Annotated in this window: 17 protein-coding genes; all 17 read right to left on the bottom strand. The window is 42.2% G+C overall.

The window, feature by feature from the left end; all coding sequences use genetic code 11:
* Window positions 1-158: 158 nt before the first annotated feature.
* Window positions 159-572 carry a helix-turn-helix domain-containing protein gene (locus G610_RS22935; protein ID WP_051197602.1) on the bottom strand — a complete coding sequence of 138 codons (414 nt, stop codon included), beginning with the start codon at window positions 570-572 and terminating at the stop codon, window positions 159-161.
* A gap of 24 nt (window positions 573-596) precedes the next feature.
* Entirely contained in the window at window positions 597-1,835 is a 1,239-nt protein-coding gene (locus G610_RS0104110; RefSeq protein ID WP_035796883.1) for an AAA family ATPase, read from the bottom strand.
* Window positions 1,836-1,986: 151 nt separating this feature from the next.
* Window positions 1,987-2,142 carry a rubredoxin gene (rd, locus tag G610_RS22590; RefSeq protein ID WP_081667206.1) on the bottom strand — a complete coding sequence of 52 codons (156 nt, stop codon included), beginning with the start codon at window positions 2,140-2,142 and terminating at the stop codon, window positions 1,987-1,989.
* A 123-nt stretch (window positions 2,143-2,265) separates the two neighbouring features.
* Window positions 2,266-2,649 (bottom strand): DUF2304 domain-containing protein, encoded by a 384-nt coding sequence (locus tag G610_RS0104100; protein ID WP_026523768.1) that lies wholly within the window; start codon window positions 2,647-2,649, stop codon window positions 2,266-2,268.
* 61 nt (window positions 2,650-2,710) lie between these two features.
* Window positions 2,711-3,439: a glycosyltransferase family 2 protein gene (locus G610_RS0104095; protein WP_051197600.1), complete on the bottom strand. Its 729-nt coding sequence runs from the start codon at window positions 3,437-3,439 to the stop codon at window positions 2,711-2,713.
* An 84-nt stretch (window positions 3,440-3,523) separates the two neighbouring features.
* Entirely contained in the window at window positions 3,524-5,326 is a 1,803-nt protein-coding gene (locus tag G610_RS0104090) for a methyl-accepting chemotaxis protein (RefSeq protein WP_026523766.1), read from the bottom strand.
* Window positions 5,327-6,144: 818 nt separating this feature from the next.
* Window positions 6,145-6,759: a hypothetical protein gene (locus tag G610_RS0104085; RefSeq protein WP_155830944.1), complete on the bottom strand. Its 615-nt coding sequence runs from the start codon at window positions 6,757-6,759 to the stop codon at window positions 6,145-6,147.
* A 250-nt stretch (window positions 6,760-7,009) separates the two neighbouring features.
* A complete protein-coding gene (locus tag G610_RS0104080) occupies window positions 7,010-7,903 on the bottom strand; it encodes a hypothetical protein (RefSeq protein ID WP_026523764.1) in 894 nt (297 codons plus the stop codon).
* A gap of 55 nt (window positions 7,904-7,958) precedes the next feature.
* On the bottom strand, window positions 7,959-9,623 hold the full coding sequence (locus tag G610_RS0104075) for an ABC transporter substrate-binding protein (protein WP_242829612.1): 1,665 nt from the start codon (window positions 9,621-9,623) through the stop codon (window positions 7,959-7,961).
* Complete coding sequence (locus tag G610_RS0104070) at window positions 9,620-10,531, bottom strand: carbohydrate ABC transporter permease (protein ID WP_081667202.1); 912 nt, start codon at window positions 10,529-10,531, stop codon at window positions 9,620-9,622. The genes G610_RS0104075 and G610_RS0104070 overlap by 4 nt, the downstream gene beginning before the upstream one ends.
* A gap of 54 nt (window positions 10,532-10,585) precedes the next feature.
* On the bottom strand, window positions 10,586-11,485 hold the full coding sequence (locus G610_RS0104065) for a carbohydrate ABC transporter permease (protein WP_026523761.1): 900 nt from the start codon (window positions 11,483-11,485) through the stop codon (window positions 10,586-10,588).
* Window positions 11,486-12,613 (bottom strand): ABC transporter ATP-binding protein, encoded by a 1,128-nt coding sequence (locus G610_RS0104060; protein WP_026523760.1) that lies wholly within the window; start codon window positions 12,611-12,613, stop codon window positions 11,486-11,488.
* Complete coding sequence (locus G610_RS0104055; RefSeq protein WP_026523759.1) at window positions 12,610-13,476, bottom strand: PHP domain-containing protein; 867 nt, start codon at window positions 13,474-13,476, stop codon at window positions 12,610-12,612. The genes G610_RS0104060 and G610_RS0104055 overlap by 4 nt, the downstream gene beginning before the upstream one ends.
* Window positions 13,477-13,543: 67 nt before the next feature.
* Window positions 13,544-14,254: a thiamine diphosphokinase gene (locus G610_RS0104050; RefSeq protein ID WP_026523758.1), complete on the bottom strand. Its 711-nt coding sequence runs from the start codon at window positions 14,252-14,254 to the stop codon at window positions 13,544-13,546.
* Between the two features lie 755 nt (window positions 14,255-15,009).
* Window positions 15,010-16,101 carry a substrate-binding domain-containing protein gene (locus tag G610_RS0104045; protein WP_026523757.1) on the bottom strand — a complete coding sequence of 364 codons (1,092 nt, stop codon included), beginning with the start codon at window positions 16,099-16,101 and terminating at the stop codon, window positions 15,010-15,012.
* Window positions 16,102-16,132: 31 nt separating this feature from the next.
* Window positions 16,133-17,527 carry a GGDEF domain-containing protein gene (locus G610_RS0104040; RefSeq protein ID WP_026523756.1) on the bottom strand — a complete coding sequence of 465 codons (1,395 nt, stop codon included), beginning with the start codon at window positions 17,525-17,527 and terminating at the stop codon, window positions 16,133-16,135.
* A 134-nt stretch (window positions 17,528-17,661) separates the two neighbouring features.
* A complete protein-coding gene (locus G610_RS0104035) occupies window positions 17,662-18,768 on the bottom strand; it encodes an acyltransferase (RefSeq protein ID WP_026523755.1) in 1,107 nt (368 codons plus the stop codon).
* Window positions 18,769-18,805: the final 37 nt, after the last annotated feature.

Below are 18,805 nucleotides of genomic sequence, written 5' to 3'. Positions count from 1 at the left end.
TCAGCTATGCCCTTCCCACTGTCGGGCGGGCTAGGGACTTTCACCCATTAGAAACGTGCGCCGTCGGGCGCACTAGAAATAGCCAGCACCCATATGAGCACTGGCTAAAACCGCTTTTAATATCCCTATTACACTGCTATCAGTTCGCAGTATCTACCTCATTCGCTATCGCCTTCTCCATCCCCCTCATCCTCTTCGCCATCTTCCCCCTCCTGCAGCTTCCGGAGTCTTTCAAGCTCGTTCTCTCTGTCGTACTCGGCCTGTTCTTCTTCGAGAAGAAGGGTTCTGCGGCCCTTTCCGCGTTTGCCGCGCCTATCGATGAGGGCTTCTTCTCCGCCTGCCTCATATTTTCGAACCCACTGGTAGACGTGGGCGTAGCGAAGACCGTAGAGTTCAGCGGTTCCTCTGATATTTCTGTCATGGGAGAGGCAGAACTTTACGACTTTTATTTTCTCTTCATGGGAAAGTTTTTTATCTAAAAGATCGAGACCAGAGTCAAGATTCATCTGCATGAGCTTGATCTTGGTCGCAAAAGATAATGGCTTTCTGGTAAGCCTCTTTTTTCTTGCCATGGGCGCCTCCGAATTTTGTTGCATCTATCCTTCCAATATTTGTTCTATCGCCGCACTTTGTATGTCATTAACAATATTGTTTATATCCGCGATGGGCTTATCCATATATACAGAAGCCAGGTCCGTTTCAAATGATAATTGCACTTCCTTGTTAGGGTACACCAATCGATATGTGGGGGCAGGCTTTTCCGCCACCATATCTCCTATAGTCAGATATCCTGCCTGAAGCAATAGTTGAATTAGTAAGTGTGAATCAGCCTTATCTTCTGAAAGTTTCATAATATCAAAAGAGTTATAGGCAATATCCGTCATAACTGCATTTTCAATATTTTCAACAGTTATCCTCTGTTTCTTGGCCTGCTCTACCAGCATAACCGGTGTTGCAGTCGCATACCAGTAGTTCCTGAATTCAAAATTTTCCATAAAAAATCTTCCAACGGACACCGGGTTATATACCTTGATTCCATCGAATACAAATTTAAATCCATCATACCATGAAGCAAGTCTCTCTTTTAACTCATCATAAGTGCATCCGTTCTTTTCAGCACCGGCTTTGATATAATCAGTAAAATACTCATCCAGTTCATCCTGGGTGTAGCCTACAGCGTCAGAGTACTTACTGCTTCTACTTATATCAACCAGATTGTTGAGCTTACTAAACACAGAAACCTGACTCAGACGCGTCACTCCGGTGAGAAAAACAAAACGCTCCATAGATTCATAGCCTTTTATCATCTGATAAAAAGCTTCCATCATCCTTCGTATGAGTTTTACTCCCTTTCCATCCTCAAGGTTATTGGTTATAGGTCTGTCATATTCATCAATAAGAACAACAACGCCTTTTCCATATTTCTTATAAAGTGCCTTTATAAGTTCACCAAACTGAAGCGCCGGCGAACTGCCCTCTATCTGAACTTCATGATCAGAAGCGATACTTTTTAGTTCAAGTTTTATCCACTCTTCCAAATTCGCTGCAGTGGTGCTGTCACTTCTTCCAAAATCTATGTGTATGATAGGATATTTTTCCCATTTATAATCTGAATCGTAGATATAGAGTCCTTGAAACAATTCTCTCTCACCTAAAAAAACCGATTCCAAAGTACTTACTGTAAGGCTTTTGCCAAATCTTCTTGGTCTGGAAAAAAAGAACAATCCAAAAGGTTCTTTTACCATCTCGTAGATATGCCTGGTCTTATCAACGTACATGCAGTCTGAATTTATTAAGTTTCTAAATGTAGATATAGATGTACTTATTTTTTTCATTTCCATTAGCCTTTTCTTATGCGCAAATTGCTTGCTTTAGATTATAAATCAAATAGCAGCGTCCTGATTATAATAACAGTATACATCCAGTGAATTAAATAAGGTATACAACTTTCGCTGTATACCTTACTGTCTTTACCTTGTTGTTTATTTACTCAGCTTTGAACTCGTCCTTACCTACTCCGCAAAGGGGGCAAACCCAATCTGCCGGGAGATCATCGAACTTTGTTCCTGCTGCGATACCGTTATCCGGATCGCCTGCTGCCTCATCATAAATATATCCACATGTGCCACATACATACTTCATAAGAAATACTCCTTTCGTGTGTAAACAACTAGTTGATTGATGAGAATATTGTAACATGATTACGAGAGGAAGATTATTAAAATTTCGTTAACAAGGCAGTATGATTTCGCCCGCAAAAAAACCTTATTTTTCTGCTGATTCTCCATTTTTTTCTTCAAGCTCACGAATCCTCTTTTCAAGGAGTCCCTGGTTCTGGATGAGTTTGGTGATGCGGCCTGCCTGCCTTGATGCAATGCTTGTAAGGGACAGTACCAGCATGATAAGAAAACCGATCAGCATTATGTAGAGGCCGTTCATGGCACTGGTAATGCCAAGAATCTGGATCAGATAAAACATCAGCATCGGATTTATCACAAGAATCAGCATCACAACTCCTGTAAGTAGCCACAGAAGTGTGTACTTCATATTCAGCATTCTATGCTTTAAAAGCGAAAGAATTATTATAAAATAGATCACTATTGCGGTAATCAGGACCGCAGTAAGTTTTGGCGGAATAATTGTCCCCATTTAAAATCTCCCATTTCTAATTAACAATATCTATAGTCACATCAGATATACTGAAAATCTCTTATCTCCTGATGCCATAGCTGATTCTGCAGACTATGATGTCCAGCGTAACCTTTATCATGTAATAAACGGAACGTCTTAAATTAATCGAGCTTGTGCCTGTCTCACGCTCACGCATGACAACGGGAAGCTCCATGATTCTCTTCCTTCGCATAACAGCATCCATGATAGCCTCAGGCTCCGGATAATCTATGGGATAGCTGCTAGCAAAAGCATTTATGAAAAACTTGTTCACAGCTCTAAAACCGCTGGTTACGTCCTTTATTTTCCTAAGGCAAAGAACCGTTATTAGCGCACTTAAAAATCTGATGCCGATTCTCCTAGTAACAGAACTCTGGAAGCCCTCTTTATTGACGAACCTTGAACCTATTACGTAGTCTGCCTCATCGTCCAAAATAGGCTGCACGATATCGCCGATATAGGCAGGATCGTGCTGTCCGTCACCGTCAAGCTGAACTGCCACGTCGTATCCCTTTTCCTTGGCATACTGGTAGCCTGTCTGAATGGCACCACCGATTCCAAGGTTTATAGGGCAGGTCACGTGGTTATAGCCCTGCTCTCTTAAAATCTTGCCGGTGTCATCGGATGATCCGTCGTTAATTACAACGTAGTCGTACTGCGGATATCCGCTCCTTAGCTCTTCAACTATATTTTTGATATTCTCGCCTTCATTATAGGCTGGGATGATAATAAGCACATTTGATTTCTTTGTGCTGCCTGAATATGTCATTTAATATTCCCCGGTTTATGGATTTGTGTCATACAACACTAACCAATTATAGCATATTCCTGCCAATTTTCATTCCGGTTCCTTTTACAGATTCTCAAATATGCTTGTGCTCTCGCCAAGTCTCTCTGTTACTCTGTTGTTCTCGCTCATGGCATTGTCGATGCCCTGAATCTCACCAACGATCTCCGTAGAGTTATTTGCGGACAGTCCGATGGCTTCACTGGACTGCTTAACTGATTCTGTGATGGACTCAACGGAATCTGCCATGCGCTCCATGATGACATTGAGGTTATCTGCCTTATCGGAGAACTTACCAAGCATCTCATCCATCAAAATGGCTGCCTGCTCGTACTTATCACCGGTCTCAACGAATGCGTCGTAGTCGGCGATAACCGTATCGGTGATGAAGTCTATAACTTCAAGGGCATTGTTTGAAAGTGTCTTAACAGCATTAGTAACTTCATTACTGATAACCTGGATATTTCCTGCTGTCTGCCTTGAGTTCTCTGCAAGGGCACTGATCTCTTCAGCAACAACTGCGAAGCCTTTTCCTGCTTCTCCAGCTCTTGCTGCCTCGATGGAAGCATTGAGGGCAAGGAGGTTTGTCTGAGATGCGATATCCAAAATGACATTTGTAAGCTCGTTGATCTGGCTAACCTTCTCACTGTCTTTTACAGAACTCTTAAGTACTTCGCCAAGCTCTGTGATCTTAGCTCCGGTATTCTCCTTCTTATTGGTAGCTTCAGACTTAATGTTATCTGCTTCAACCTTGATATTGCCGGCAGTTTCTGTACCTGCTGCAGCTTCGTTTCTGATATCATCAGCTGCTTCCTTAACCTCTTCAAGCTTACCGTTTATGAGCTCAGCGGTTTCAGATACTGTATCCATGCTTGCGGAAAGCTCCTGCAAAGCTGCGGATGTATTGGTGATGTTATCACTTGCTCTCTGAATCTGCTCTGTCATCTCATCGGAAGATGTGCGAAGAATGACTGTGCCATCCTTAACATCCCTGATGATATTCTGAAGAGTGCCGATAAACTGGTTTATTCCATCCACGATGGACTCAAGCTCTGTCTTGGTTTTCGTATTGATTCGAGCCGTAAGATCACCTTTTCCTGCATTGATATTGTCAATGATAGAAACAACTTCGCCGGAAATTGCACTGATCTTTTTGCTGACACGAGTAATACTTAGAATCATACCAACTACTATACAAACTATAATTACAATGATTCCAATAACAGCCTTTTTGGTTGCAGTATCAAGGCTGATCTGCAGGTAAGCATCAAGGCCATTCGACAGGCCAACAAGAGAAGCCTCCGCTACATCATAGCAAGCCTCCATGTTGCCCATATTTGCGTAGTAGGTGCTTCCCAAAATTCCATAAACAGTCTGTAAATCACCTGACATGCATCCATCTACTATAGCATTGGCATCAGCAAGGTAGCTATTTAGAGCTGCCTCCAAGGCATCCATCTGCTGCTGTCCATCTGCCACCTGAGTAACAAGTATGCTCTGCTTAAGATATTCCACATGCTCGGGAATTCCTGCTTCAGCTGCCTTCATGTCATCTACGTATCCCTGGAGTGTTGCCTGATCTACACCCTCGACAGATGATGCACCGATGAGAGCGCTTAATCTTCCATCGATCAAAAGCGTTTTCTCTCTAAGCTTTGCCTCCTGGACCAGGGATTCAGCCTCATTCACACTGGCCGTATTTGCTGTGAATTTCATGGTCTTCATGCTGTTTATCATTATGATGGTCACAATGATTACAGCTATCAAAATCACGATATTCACCGCCAGATTCTGAAAAGCTATCGTCTGTAAAAATGAGCCCTTTCTCTCGGACATGATTTCCTGCCTGTTGTCACGATCATTTGCCATAGTAGTACCCCCTCGCTCTAGCATGCTCACTGACCTGTATGCACAGATCTGACAATCATTTTGTAAATGATTTTTAATCTACTTATATTATAAAACAACGTTAACATTTCATTTATTAAAAAAAATTAAAAAATATTCTTTAGGAAATACGTCCAGAGATGGAGTGAATACAAGAAGTAGCAGCATAATACCTAATGCCGCTACTTTCTCACGTTTTTTACAAATTTTATCTTTATTGTTGGTTTTCAATTGTTAAATTTAATACCTATTCGTATTAACATGCTATTTTCCGGGAATCGATCCATCGCATTCCAGGGAAAATAACCCACATGTAGCGCCTTTTAGATTGCGCATACATCATATTAGTTCTTCCATGAAAATATCATGGTTTTTGCCCTTTCTGCTATGTAATACATAGAGTGAACACTCTTCATCGATCGATTTACGTACTACGGTGAATACCATGATCAGATCGGGCGTGCATCATTTTGTGCGTTTTCCAAACCCATAGTTTGATAACTCCTTAGGTACTGCGTTTAGGAATAATCAAGATGATCATCTTGTGCTTGAATGCATTTGGAACTGAATGCTCACTGATAGTATCATCAGCAAAAAGTTTCGTCAATATTAAAAATAATAATTTATTTTGATTTTGCAAAATATAGTTGTATTCTGATTTGATATTTTTCCGCATAGATTCGGAGAATTTTTGATCTTTTAGAAAGGCAGAGTGTATCTCGTTTACGAGCCGTACTATCGATAGTGCGAATCATACTCCCGGTTTTAGGTTCTCATTTAATTTCTTTTACAAAGCATCCTTATACCACCTGCTTATCCAGGTAGTCCTCGTATGCTGACATATTAGAGATGGCGGAAAGTGTGGAATTCTGCAGTGATGTCAAAGTGCTGTTTGATGAATCATCACCGCTTCCAACTGCAAGCCCGCTAAAGAGTGACTGGGTAAAGTCAGCTGAATCTGTAAGGGAGTTCTGAAGGGTATCCTTAAGGATAGAGGCTGTGAGATAGTTCTGCATGATGAGGCTGGATCTGGCTTCCTTCTCAGTGCCATTTGACACATTTACGCCTGCAATACCGGAGAGCTTCTGTGCTGTGTCATCGTCAACGCCTTCGGACTTAACCATAGAATCAAGCATTCCTGTGATAGAAGCTGATCCTGTATTCGATGTTATTGCTCTGATGGCAGAATCAGCAAGCTCAGCATTGGAATATTCGTCATAATCTCCGGCAATCGACTGCACGGCATCTCCAAGGATCCCACTAAATGAATCACCTGAAGAAAGCGTATTCATCACATCCTTTATTGATGATACGCCTGTTGAAGCTCCTATTTTATTGCTAAGTGCTGATAAATTGGTGTAATTAGAAACAATCGAAGAAAGATAATCGTAGTCCATGACTCCCCCAACTTCCACAATATCTTGTGGCTCCCCAAAAAACTCTTCCCATATATTGCTTAACTAATTTTTATTATCTCACATTTTTGCAGCTTGTAAATTGATGTATTTTAACATGTTTTTGCATATAAAAAGAACCGCTACAGCTCTGGCTTTACGCCTTGTTGTAACGGTTCTTGTAGATTCTATGCGGTTTTACGCACCCTGCGATTTTATTCTACGGCTCCCACTATAGCCGTATGGAACAAAATACCGGATTTTTAAATAATTACTGTACAGTTACAGCTGTGATGTGGGGGTTAACACCCTCATACCAGTAGAGGAAGCCCTCCATGTCTACTGTATCGCCTACGTTAAGGCCTTCAACTGCCTTGTAAACGTCTGAATCCTGTCCGCAAAGGTAAGACTCAACTGTGAATGTATATGTTGTGCCGTTTGCAGAAACATTGAAGTAAAGGTCATCACCCTGTGAGCCTGAACCATCATAGTTATAAAGGAAAGCTACGTCATTGCCGTCAGCATCCTTGCTAGCCTCAACAGTCATACCCTTGAAAGCTACGAACTCGTTCTGGTGATCGATAATAGAATCATCTGCAAGAAGATCTGTAACATCAAGTGCCTCTGCTACAAAGTTGCCATCCTCGATCTCGAACTTAGCATCTGTGATCTCAACTTCGCCTGACCACTCTGACTTATAACCTGTAACCTTGATCTTTGTGCCGGGTGTGAGCTGCTCGTACTCTTCCTCTGAGCAAGGCATATTGTAAAGGAAGTAAGCACCGTCCTCAGCCTGTGTGTAGAATGTAGCGTTACCAACGCCTTCGTTCTCCCACCAGCCCTGCTTAGCCTGTACATAAGTCTCAACTGTTACTTCTGAATCAAGCTCAGCTGCAACGTAATCATCATGAGTCATAACGTCGCCTGCTGCTGTCTCCTCTGTAGCTTCTTCGCCTTCTGCAGCCTCTTCTGTAGCTTCTGTGGCTACTTCCTCAGCTACGTCTGCTGCATCCTCAGCTACTTCCTGAGTTGCATCAGAAACCTCTTCTGCTACCTCAGATACTGCCTCAGTAGCTGCGTCCTGAACCTCTGCACCTTTGCTGCCGCATGCTGCCATGCTAAGAGCAAGGCCCATTGTCAAAACTGTTGCAATTACCTTTTTCATAATTTTTCTCCTCTTTATTCTTACATGTTAATAATGTAACAGACGTATTATACCACTATTTCAAAATTTTGTTTGAAAAAATGTAAATTCCTATTAAAAGCCAGGTGGTAATTAGAAGTCTCACAAGCCATTTTGATTCCGCCGGCAGTTCTCCGAATTCCGTTTTACCGGTTCCTGCTGCCGATACCTGATCAAGGTGATAAAGACTCTTCGTATCCTCATAGAGTTTATCTATATAGGCTGCGTCCACTTCGGTTTTCCTTCGAACTGACTTTGTCACATTCTCAATCAGCGACCCGGCTGCATCTCTAAGCGATGCGGAACCATTGAAAACGCTGGTAATAAAGGTATATTTCTGATTTTCCAAAAGAAGCTTTGTGGCTTCGATCTTCACATCATAATAGGTAGTGTTGTCTTCCCCTGCTCTGCTTAAATAGTCCTGATATTCCGGAGAATCCTGAGCCTTTGATGTTACGGGAACGTAGCCTTCCGTCTCAGCGTAGGCTATCTGCACATCATTTGTCAGCATGTACTGAGCAAAAAGCCAGGAGGCAAGCACTTCCTGGGGATCCTTCTTATTGAAAATACAAATCGACGGTCCCTGGGACATCATGGCAAATTTCTTTTCTTCGGGAGCAAGCCTTGATGCCTTATTATCTGAAATCTGCAATCCCTCCCTATCCACAAACTGAGGAATAGGGTAAACTGCGGTCTCAAAATCGACGATCTTATCCTTGGCAATATCGCAAAGAGGTGCATTAGTGCCCATCCAGGTGGCACCTGCCGTAGAATCCACAGCAAAAATGCACTGTCCCGCATTCAGGAAGTTTGCAGGATATCCTGATATTTTAAATGTGGAAAAAGCTCCTGTTTTGGCGTGAGATGTGATCTCCATGAGGTTTTCCCTTGTCACATCCTCAAAAAGCCAGTTGTTTCCAAAAGAATCCGAATACTCGGCGCCCTCCTGTTTTAGCAGAGAAATCATCATATTGTCGGTGGACTTATATATGAAGGGAATGAGGACCTTTTGACCATTTAATTTAAAGGTTCCATCCTCATTTTTCTCCGTGGCCTTTTCAGATACTTCCCAGACAAAATCCCAGGAAAGAACTTCAGGCATCTCATATCCAAGCTTCTCCACATAGGTCTTGTTCACATAGCAAGCCTCCGTGGAGCGCATATAGGGAATTGCGTAGTAGTGATCCCCTATTATTCCCTCAGATAAAAACTCGGGGATAATCTCATCTTTTGAAGGAGCGTCGTATTTTAGCTCATCCCCTGAAAGACCATACCTTGAATCCGTCAAAAGCTCATCCAAAGGAACCACCGTATCGCTGCCCGTAAGGTAAGTTGCGATATGATCCGGATATGTGATGCAGACATTTGGCGTTGTATTTGTGGAAATATTGGTAATTACGTCGTTGTAAATTTTTCCGTAATCCGTGTAAAGTCTGAGGCTTACGTCGATATTTGGATAAAGCTTCTCAAAATCGGCGATGGCTTTCTCATAGATCCTGGTCTGGGTCTTGTTGGTGTCGTTTTTTGCCCAAAATGTAATTTCATATTTTGAAGTCTCATCGAAGGCTTCCGGAATCTCAAAACCGGAGGATTCCCTGGATCCATGGCACGCAGTAAGCGGCAGAACAGACATGGTCATAAGCACTGCTGCCATGAAAGCTGCGGCCTTCCCGGATTTTTTCATAAACGAAAACAGTCTCATCCCTTGGTTCCTCCTCTTGCAACGCCTGCCATTATCTTTTTCCTGAAAACAAGGAACAGAACCATCAAAGGCACTGAAATAGCTACAACCGCTGCCATCATGGCAGGGATATTCTCTCTTCCAAAGCCGTTTTCCCTTATCTCCTGAATTCCGTTTGAAACAAGGAAAAAATTGGGGTCATCGGTTATGAGTCTTGGCCACACGTAGGAATTCCAGCACTCTATGACCTTCAAAATAGTGATGGTTATAAGTGTGGGCTTTGCTATGGGGATCATAACGCGCCACAAATAGCGCATATCAGATGTCCCGTCCACCTTTGCTGCCTTGTAGAGCTCGTCCGGAATCTGCTCAAAGTTTTCTTTTAATAAGTAAATATAAAAAACTGAGATAACAGAAGGCAACACCAATCCCGGCATGGAGTTTCTGAGGTTCATGTTGGTGATGGTGACGTAATTGGTGATGATAACCAGCTCGTTAGGAATCATCATAAGTGATAAAAACAGGGCAAACAGTATGTTTTTCCCTTTGAACTCAAGCCTTGAAAAGGCAAAGGCCGACAGCACTACGATAACCAGCATGATTGCTGTTGTAACCACCGTGAACACAAAGGTGTTAAGCAGGTATCTGCCAAGGGAAACCTCCGTAAAAGCGTCCACGTAATTCTGGAAGGTGGGCGATGTCACAAAAAGCTTTGGCACGTACTCACTGTTATAGGAGCTGTAGCTTTTAAAGGATGTAAGGATCATCCAGTAAAAAGGGAACAGTACGATAAGCGCCCAAAAGGCCAGCAGCAGATACCTTATGATCTGTCCAAAGACATTTGCCGCCGTTGCTCTTTGCTCAATCAGCTTATATTCAGAATTAACATGAGGCACAGAGCCTGTTTTTCCATCTGTATTTGAAGACATATATTTCCTCTTTTCATGATACGTTATGTATTAAGGTCATGCTAAAGCCCGTAATTACTGGTAATAAACGGTCTTCTCGCTGACGAGAAGGTTGATTATGGTAATCGTAAATACTATGGCAAAAAGTATGATAGCTGCTGCCGATGCGTAGGATGGATATCCGCCGCTGTTTCCGTAGAGCATGTCGTAGATATAACCAACTATAGTGTTCATTCCCGCAGCGTTAAGGTCCGTTCCAAAAAGTGCAACCTCGTCGCTGTAGGCCTTGAAAGCTCCGATAAAGCCTGTGATCACAAGATAAAATACCATGGGCGAAATCATGGGCAGCGTTATCTTGAAAAAGATTCTGAATTTTGGTGTGGCATCAATTTTTGCAGCCTTGTAATAGATAGGGTCTACGGATGCCAGATTACTTGTAAGAATCAGGATTTTAAAGGGCAGTACCACCCAGATTGTGTAAAAACACATAACAAACATCTTGGCAGAATATGGTCCGTCTATGAAATCAACGGATTCGCCGCCAAAGAATCTTATAAGCAGATTAACCATTCCGTCTGTGTAGGCGGTTTTCTGGAAAAGGATCATGAAAACAAGTCCTACCGCCAGAGTGTTGGTCACGTATGGAAGGAAAAAGATTGTCTGGAAAAGTTCACGAAGCTTATCGATTGAACTTAAAGCCAGCGAGATTATAAGTGCAATGCCCGTGGAAAGCGGCACTGTTATAAGCACGATAATAAATGTATTCTTAAGGGCCTGAATAAAATATGGATCATGAAGCACATAAGAATAATTGTAGCCACCTATACCAAAGTAGCTCTGGGATGCGAAATTATAGCCCTCCTCAAAGGAATATATGAAAACATCTATCATGGGATAGACCAAAAACGCTCCCAAAAATATGATTGCAGGCAGTAAGCACAGCCATGCAGTTAAAGTCTGTTTTTTACTATTCATTTAATGAAGCACCTTCCCCGTTTTTGCATCAAAAATATGAATCTTGTTAGGTTTAATATTAAATGCCACTTCGCCGCCGGGAGTCTTGATCTCTGTGCCGGATGCGATAATTGCACGTATCATAGTGCCTTCAAAATATTCGTTGGCACAAAGGATACTTGAATCTCTACCCATTACTTCAAGCTTTCTGAATTCGCAGATAAGTCTCTCCTTATTATCAGAGGCTTCGCTTCTGCCATTCCAGCTATCATCCGGAATGAAGCCTTCGGGCCTTATACCCACGAAGACATCTCTGTCTTCAAAGTCTTCTTCCATCATCATGATTCTGTCATTTCCAATGAAAACAGTGCCCGCTTTGACAACGCCTTTAAATACGTTGATCTGGGGCGTCCCAAGGAATTTTGCAACAAAAAGGTTATCCGGCTTGTCATAGACATCCTGGGGATTGCCATGCTGCATGATCCTGCCATCCTGCATAACCACTATGGTGTCGCAGATACTCATGGCTTCTTCCTGATCGTGGGTTACAAAAATTGTGGTTATACCTGTTTCCACCTGAATTCTCTTAAGCTCTTCTCTGGTCTGAAGCCTTAGTCTCGCATCAAGGTTTGACAGAGGCTCATCAAGAAGCAGAACCTTTGGTTGCTTTACAAGAGCTCTTGCTATGGCAACTCTTTGCTGCTGACCACCTGACATCTCTGAAGGCTTTCTGTCAAGGAGTCCTTCTATCTGCACAAGCTTTGCGGTCTCAAAAACCTTTCTGTCCATCTCATCCCTGGTCATTTTGTCCTTACCGCGAAGGTTCTCTAACGGGAATCTGATGTTTTCTCTTACATTCAGATGCGGATAAAGCGCATAGTTCTGGAAAACCAGACCAACTCCCCTGTTTTCCGCAGGGAGCTCAGTGACATCATCATCGCCAAAGTGGATTTTGCCATTGGTTGGTTTTTCAAGCCCGCTTATAAGATTAAGGACTGTACTTTTTCCGCAGCCTGAAGGCCCAAGAAGTCCAATAAGCTTGCCATTTGGAATCTCGTAGTCAAAATCATTTACGGCAATGACATCCTCTTTTATTTTTTTGTTTCTGTTTGGAAATTTTTTGGTAAGATGCTCCAAAACTATTTTCATTGATAAGTCCCCCAAGGTGTATTTATGGTCGCAAATCCTGCTTTTTGATAATTACTTAGAAAAATATCACTGTCAGCATTCATTATAAGATCATTTGGAAAGTCTATCTCATTAAGCTCTGCCATTAGACGCGGCATCTGTCCCACCTTCGCCGCTGACAAAGCCCCTGAATCTGCGCATATCAAAACATTTTCTTCTGCGCACTTTGTAAGAAGGCTCCTGATTCTCCTTACTGCGTCGTCCCCATATAAAAAGCTCTGCTCGTCAATTTCTACAGGTTTATGTAATTCCTTGCATACCCTGAGGAGTTCATTAATGTCGCAGCTGATCTCTGTCTTGCAAAGATTACCCAGCATCAAAACATTGCTGTCCCTAATGACATTTATGTACATCTGCGTAGCCTTCGCTTCGCTTATTTCCATGGGTTTCCATCTGCTGCTTACCCCTGCAACTATAAAATCCGGAGTAAAAATGACATCGCCTGGATACTCTTCTTTCCCTGGAAGTCCTATTCCGAAAAGATATCCTTCAGGACTAACTATATCTGCTTCGCAGCCGTACAGAAGCTTTACTCCAAGGCTTTCACGGATGAGAACATCCTCCTGGCCATCGAGGTTTTCACTGATCGGAGCTTCCTCCTGGTCTCCGGCTTCCTCATTTGCAGCATCCCAATCCGTGGTTTCGTTTTCTGAAAATCCCGCGCCTGCGGAGTCCTCATCAACCACCAATGCGCTGAAGGGATCTGTTACTGCCAATAGCTGAATATCCCTGTCTCTTGCAGCTTCGATATTTTCCTGTAATGTGGATACCCCGCCTGCAGAGAAAAATGTGTGTGTCCGCAGGTCGTTCCTTATCTTATTCATTGTTTTCGCTTATCCTTTTAAATATATAGCCAAAACTGTTACATTGGTAGCCTTTTTGATATAAATCTTAGAATTTCTCGCTCTTTACCTTTATTATGAAAAGCTTCCCTTCTCTTACAGAAACTGTTGCTCTGCTGCCCGGTGCCACTTCATTACTTATCCCTACCGGGAAATCCATGGTAAGCTCTACGTCTTTAACATTGTACTTGGCGCCTTCTATTGTGACGCCGCTTGCATCGCCCCCTGCAGGAAGCACAGAAAAGAAACTAAAGTCATCGCCAATTTCTGCAATGTTGCTGGCAGTTCCCAGACTTTTACCGGCTTCTGCTATTCCATTATTTTCAGAGATTCCTTTATCCACCGAGGCGCATCCGCCTGAAATCAGGCTGATCTCCGAGTAGTCATCAATTATCATCCCGGAAAGTCCCTGCTTTTCAAGCATTATCAGAATCGCCATGTTTCCAAGGCTATGATCGAATCTCTTTCCAATCGCTCCTATCAGTATAAATTCCGTAAATCCACGCTTTATGGCTTCCTTAACGGCATAGACACTGTCTGTATCATCTTTTTCCGTTGGCAGCTTTATAAGCTCAACCTCTGTTTCAGGCACAGGATGTGAATCAAAATCCCCGATTATAAGATCCGGCTTAACCCCCAGCTTTTCTTCGTGATAGAGCCCGCCATCGCAGTATATACAGAAAGTCTCCTCATCAAAATGGGACTTCACCCATTCATAATTCTTTATTTCCGAACCCGCTATTATTGCGCACTTTTTCATAAATATATTCCCTTTTTCTAAAAGTGTTTCTACTCCCCTATAAAAGCTACGATTTTTTTGATATATACCTAATAACGTCTGTTATGGTCATCTGAGGTATACTCCGCACAAAAAACATCTTTCTTTTTACAAAAGTGTTCCTAAAATATGTTTACTGTTCCTTTTTACACAACATATATAAGAAAGGCTCTTAAGCCAAATTTATATACCTATTTCTCCCGTAACTTCTCGCCAAGTATATAAATTGAAAATAATAATTAGACTTATATACTTTTTTATATGCATTTCCTGTAGTACTCAGCCCATGTACTTATAAAGCACAGAAAAAAGTATATAAATTGACATTATATTTCTATCTTATATACCGGCCCTGCTCAGTCGCTTACAAAAAGATATATAATTACTATGTATTTTTCAATCTTATATACCTGTCTCCAAGTATTCATTTTTTACAACAACACAACTGTAAAATAGGATAAAAACATAAAGTGCAAAGTGAGAACTGAAAAATAGAATTCATCAAATCCTTTTTCAATTCGAATAATCCCAATTTACCTCCTACAGCCACATCTATATAAAAATGGATTAAGCATATATTCCCTCATCAAAAAAGACAGATGATATACCATCATCTGCCTTATATTATAATCCTTTATGCCATGTTGTGACTATATTACAGCTACGTTTTAATATAATAGCCAGAACCTGCGAATATATATGTTCGCAGGTTCTGACCATTAACTAAAACCTAACGGTTATTTAATCCTGTCAAGAATTTCCTGGGCGTTGTCCTTTGTGACCATCACATAGTCGCAGCCGATGTAGTGGTCGTTGCCGGCACCCTTCATGTAGTTGATGGTTGCGGCTGCTGCCCTGTGTGACTGATCAAAGTAATCATTGAAGACCGTTCCTGTAATTGATCCATCAATTACATCGTCCAAAGCCTCCGTCAGCGCATCCACGCCAACAAGATAAATGTCTTCTCCAACGGTCCTGCCTGCTTCGTTAATGGACTCCAGTGCGCCAAGAGCCATTGAATCGTTATTACAGAAAACAACCTCCGTCTCGGGATGCTTTTCAAGTGCTTCCTTTGAGAGCTGCTTAGCTGACTCTCTGTCCCAGTTTCCAACCTCGTCGTAGAGACACTTTACGCTCCAGCCTTGATCCTCCAGTGCCTTTACCGAAAACTGCGTTCTGTACTGGGCGTCGATATTCTCAGGATCGCCCTCTATCATAATGTATTGAACTATGTTGTCATCATTCTGGTCAACCTTTTCAAGGCCGATATCCACGATGATATTTCCCTGAAGAGTTCCGGACTGCCTTGCATCGCAGCCAACGTATGTAACTTCCCAGCCGTTATCAACCCATCTTTGCTCCTCGGCAACATCAGGCTCTCTGTTTATATAAACAAGAGGTATCCCTGCACCAACTGCCATGTCAGTGATACCGGCTGCTTCCGAGGTATTTACCGCATTGATGATAAGAACATCAACGCCGTTATCAATCATCGTCTGTATCTGCTGATTCTGCTTTTCCTGACTGAGCTCTGAATCCTCAACAGTGATGTTTTCCTCTGAAAATCCCTGGTCAACCAGATAGTTTACCAGCTCATCCCTGTAAAGGGACATAAAATTATCATCAAACTGATATATGCAAATACCGATTTTTTTCTGTGAAATGTCATTACTGCTTTCTGTGGCAGTATCCTGTTCTGCTGTCTCAGCGCTTTCTGCCTCCGCCGATTCTTCTGTGTCTGCTGACTCCGACTCTGCCCCGGCGCATCCGGAAAGCATCGCTGCTGCTATCACCCCGGCCATGAATAAACTGCCCATTTTCTTCTTCATATGCATTCCTCCTCGTGCCTAAAAGGTAGTTTTATCTCTTCTTTTCCGGATATTTCTCGTAAAAACTGTTCTTTTCCTTGCGCATCTGCTGGTAGGATTCTCTAAGGGCAGCTCTGATATCACCTGTATCCTCGTCAGTAAACCAGCCAATGGAAAGGTGAACACCCTCGGGATCGCTGCCAAGTTCCCGAAGCTTTCCAATCTTTTCTTCAAATTTCTCTTTGCTAATCCCCTCTGCAACAACAGAGAATTCTTCGCCCGCTGAGCGGAAAACCTGAGACTCCTTAAACACTCCCCTTAGAATCTCTCCTGCCTTGGCAAGAGCCTCGTTTCCGGCGTCGTGTCCACCCTCGGCGTTAAGGGCCTTAAGTCCGTTCATGGCGCATATTGCTACTCCGAAAGGAGCTTTTTGATATTTAAGTCTTGCATCCAGCTCATCAACCACTCTGTTCATGGCTGCTCTGTTGCGAACACCTGTAAGCATATCAAGGCTTGTGAGCCACTCAAGTCTCTTTAAGAACTCGCTGTTAGCCATTTCAGATGCAAGGAAAAGAGCCATAAGCTTGGCTGTTTCTTTTATTTCACTTTCTCTCTCCGCATCAAAACTGCTGATAATAAGATATCCCTTTGTCTGCTGCTCATGGGAAAGAGGAACAAGGCACACATTGCTTGCGCCTTCTGTTTTAAGAAGGTTAGCCCACTTATCGGGAATTCTGCTGTTGTTTTCAATTTCGCTCATATCCCTGATTATGAAGCTGTTACTGTCACCAATGATCTCATCCCAGGCTTCAACTATTTCAAAAGGAACCTCACTGAAAAGCTGCTCTGCTGCAATGGATCCATCTCTGATGCTCTGTCCTATGATCTCCGCCTTCTTTTTCTCGTTATCTGCAGAAACGACACAAACAGAAACAGCGTCTGCAAAATTTCGAAGATCATCCAATACTTCGTTGAGGTTAGCCTTAAAATCTGCACCTTTTTTAAGGCTTACGCTGGTTTTCATAACAAAGCCTGCGACAATGGGAGATATAGCAGAAAACTTATCCGGCTGCATCTCTTCGTCTAATCCATATATGAACTGGCAATATCCAGTTTTTCCATCTGATGAAGGTTTTAGTGGAAGAATAAGATTCTCAGACCATCCGCCATAGAGCTCCGTGGTGTCGATATACGTATGAAAACGCTCACCTTCGAAGGCAGATTTAAAGCACATGTCGTCAAACTCTGCTTCCTGTCTGATAAATTTGGTATATAGTTCGCCCTCTGTGTTTTCTCCTGTCATGCTGAATTTGTCATTAGCTGCAACAATCCTGATTTCTCCGCAGGTTCCATCAGGATTCTTCTCAACACTCATAACTGCACATGGATCAACACAGCTCTCAGCTATTATCTTAAGCTTTTCATAATCCGGATTATTAGAGCTCATTCTTCACCTCCTGGGCGGTCTGATAGATATTATTATTCTATCATAATTTGCATTATAGAAATAAAAATACGATAAACTGAGTATTTAATTTATCTAAATAATCCCGAGAGTCACTGTTTCTGCGGAAACTTAGGTTATGCTGTATACTTTCTTCCCTTTTGCCAGGTCTTATCCAAAAGTGAAATAAGGGGCTTTGTACAGAAGCTGTAGATCATATAAATCACAAAGCCTGCCACATAAATTCCTGCTGCGGATATAAGCATGGAAATAACTAAAAGCACAGGGCTTCCCTCAGCAAAAGCCTGAATATTGCAAAGAGGAAGGAACCTTACATGTACCAGATACACTGTAAATGACGCTGCCGAAAGCGTATTGATAACCTTGCTGCTTCCAATCTTCAGATTCTTGAATATAAGGAAAAGAAGCACCGCTTCTATGATCACAAGTGGATTATCGTAGTTCCAGGCTACACTTTCAAAAACGTCCTTTTTAAGAACAAGCTTATCAAAATACGTCCAAAGAATGATAATCGCCGCATCTAAGATAAACCAGACAAGAAGCTTTCCAGTAGTAATCTCCTTTGATGTGAAAGATTCGCCGTTTTTATCCATATCCCTAAGGGAGCATCCTATGAGATACATAAATACAAAGATCACAATGGTATAGCCTGACTGGGCGCCGTTTATTCCAACACTGCTAAGACCGTTCATAGTCCTTCCGGATACTGTTTTTGCAATCTCAATAAGTGTAGGATAAACCGAGAATACGATCAGCATCAGTGTCATAAGTCTCTTTTTCCCTGTCGCATCAAGGCCTTTCCAGGCAAGATTTATGTATGGTGAAAAAATATAGAGCGCACCGTAAATAAAGACGAACCAGTTTACGGGCATGAAGAATGATAAAAATACATCTGTATCAAATCCGCCGCCATTTCCAAATATAAATATTCCAAAGAAAACAAGACCCAGTATCAGGAGCTGTAAAATAAGCTCTATGGGCTTTAGCAGATCTCTCTTATTATTATCAGCAAGAAAATAACCTGATATAAGCACAAAAAGATTAACCGCACAGATAGAAAGCGCCTCAAAGAAAATCATGATGAATTCATTTACGCTGCCGGATGCTGCATAGCCAAATCCGCCGCCAATTGTAGCGTTATTGTAATGAAGCCATACAACTCCGCAGGCTGCAAGGATTCTCAATAATTCAATATTTGATTGTCTACTTTTACGATCCGCCACGTTTGGTGCTCCTATCATAGCTGTTTTGTTTCTAAAT

The organism is Butyrivibrio sp. MB2005 (assembly GCF_000424285.1).
In the GTDB taxonomy this organism is placed as follows: domain Bacteria; phylum Bacillota; class Clostridia; order Lachnospirales; family Lachnospiraceae; genus Butyrivibrio.
Note: the sequence above shows the minus strand (reverse complement) of the source record. Positions and strands in the feature narration are given on the sequence as shown.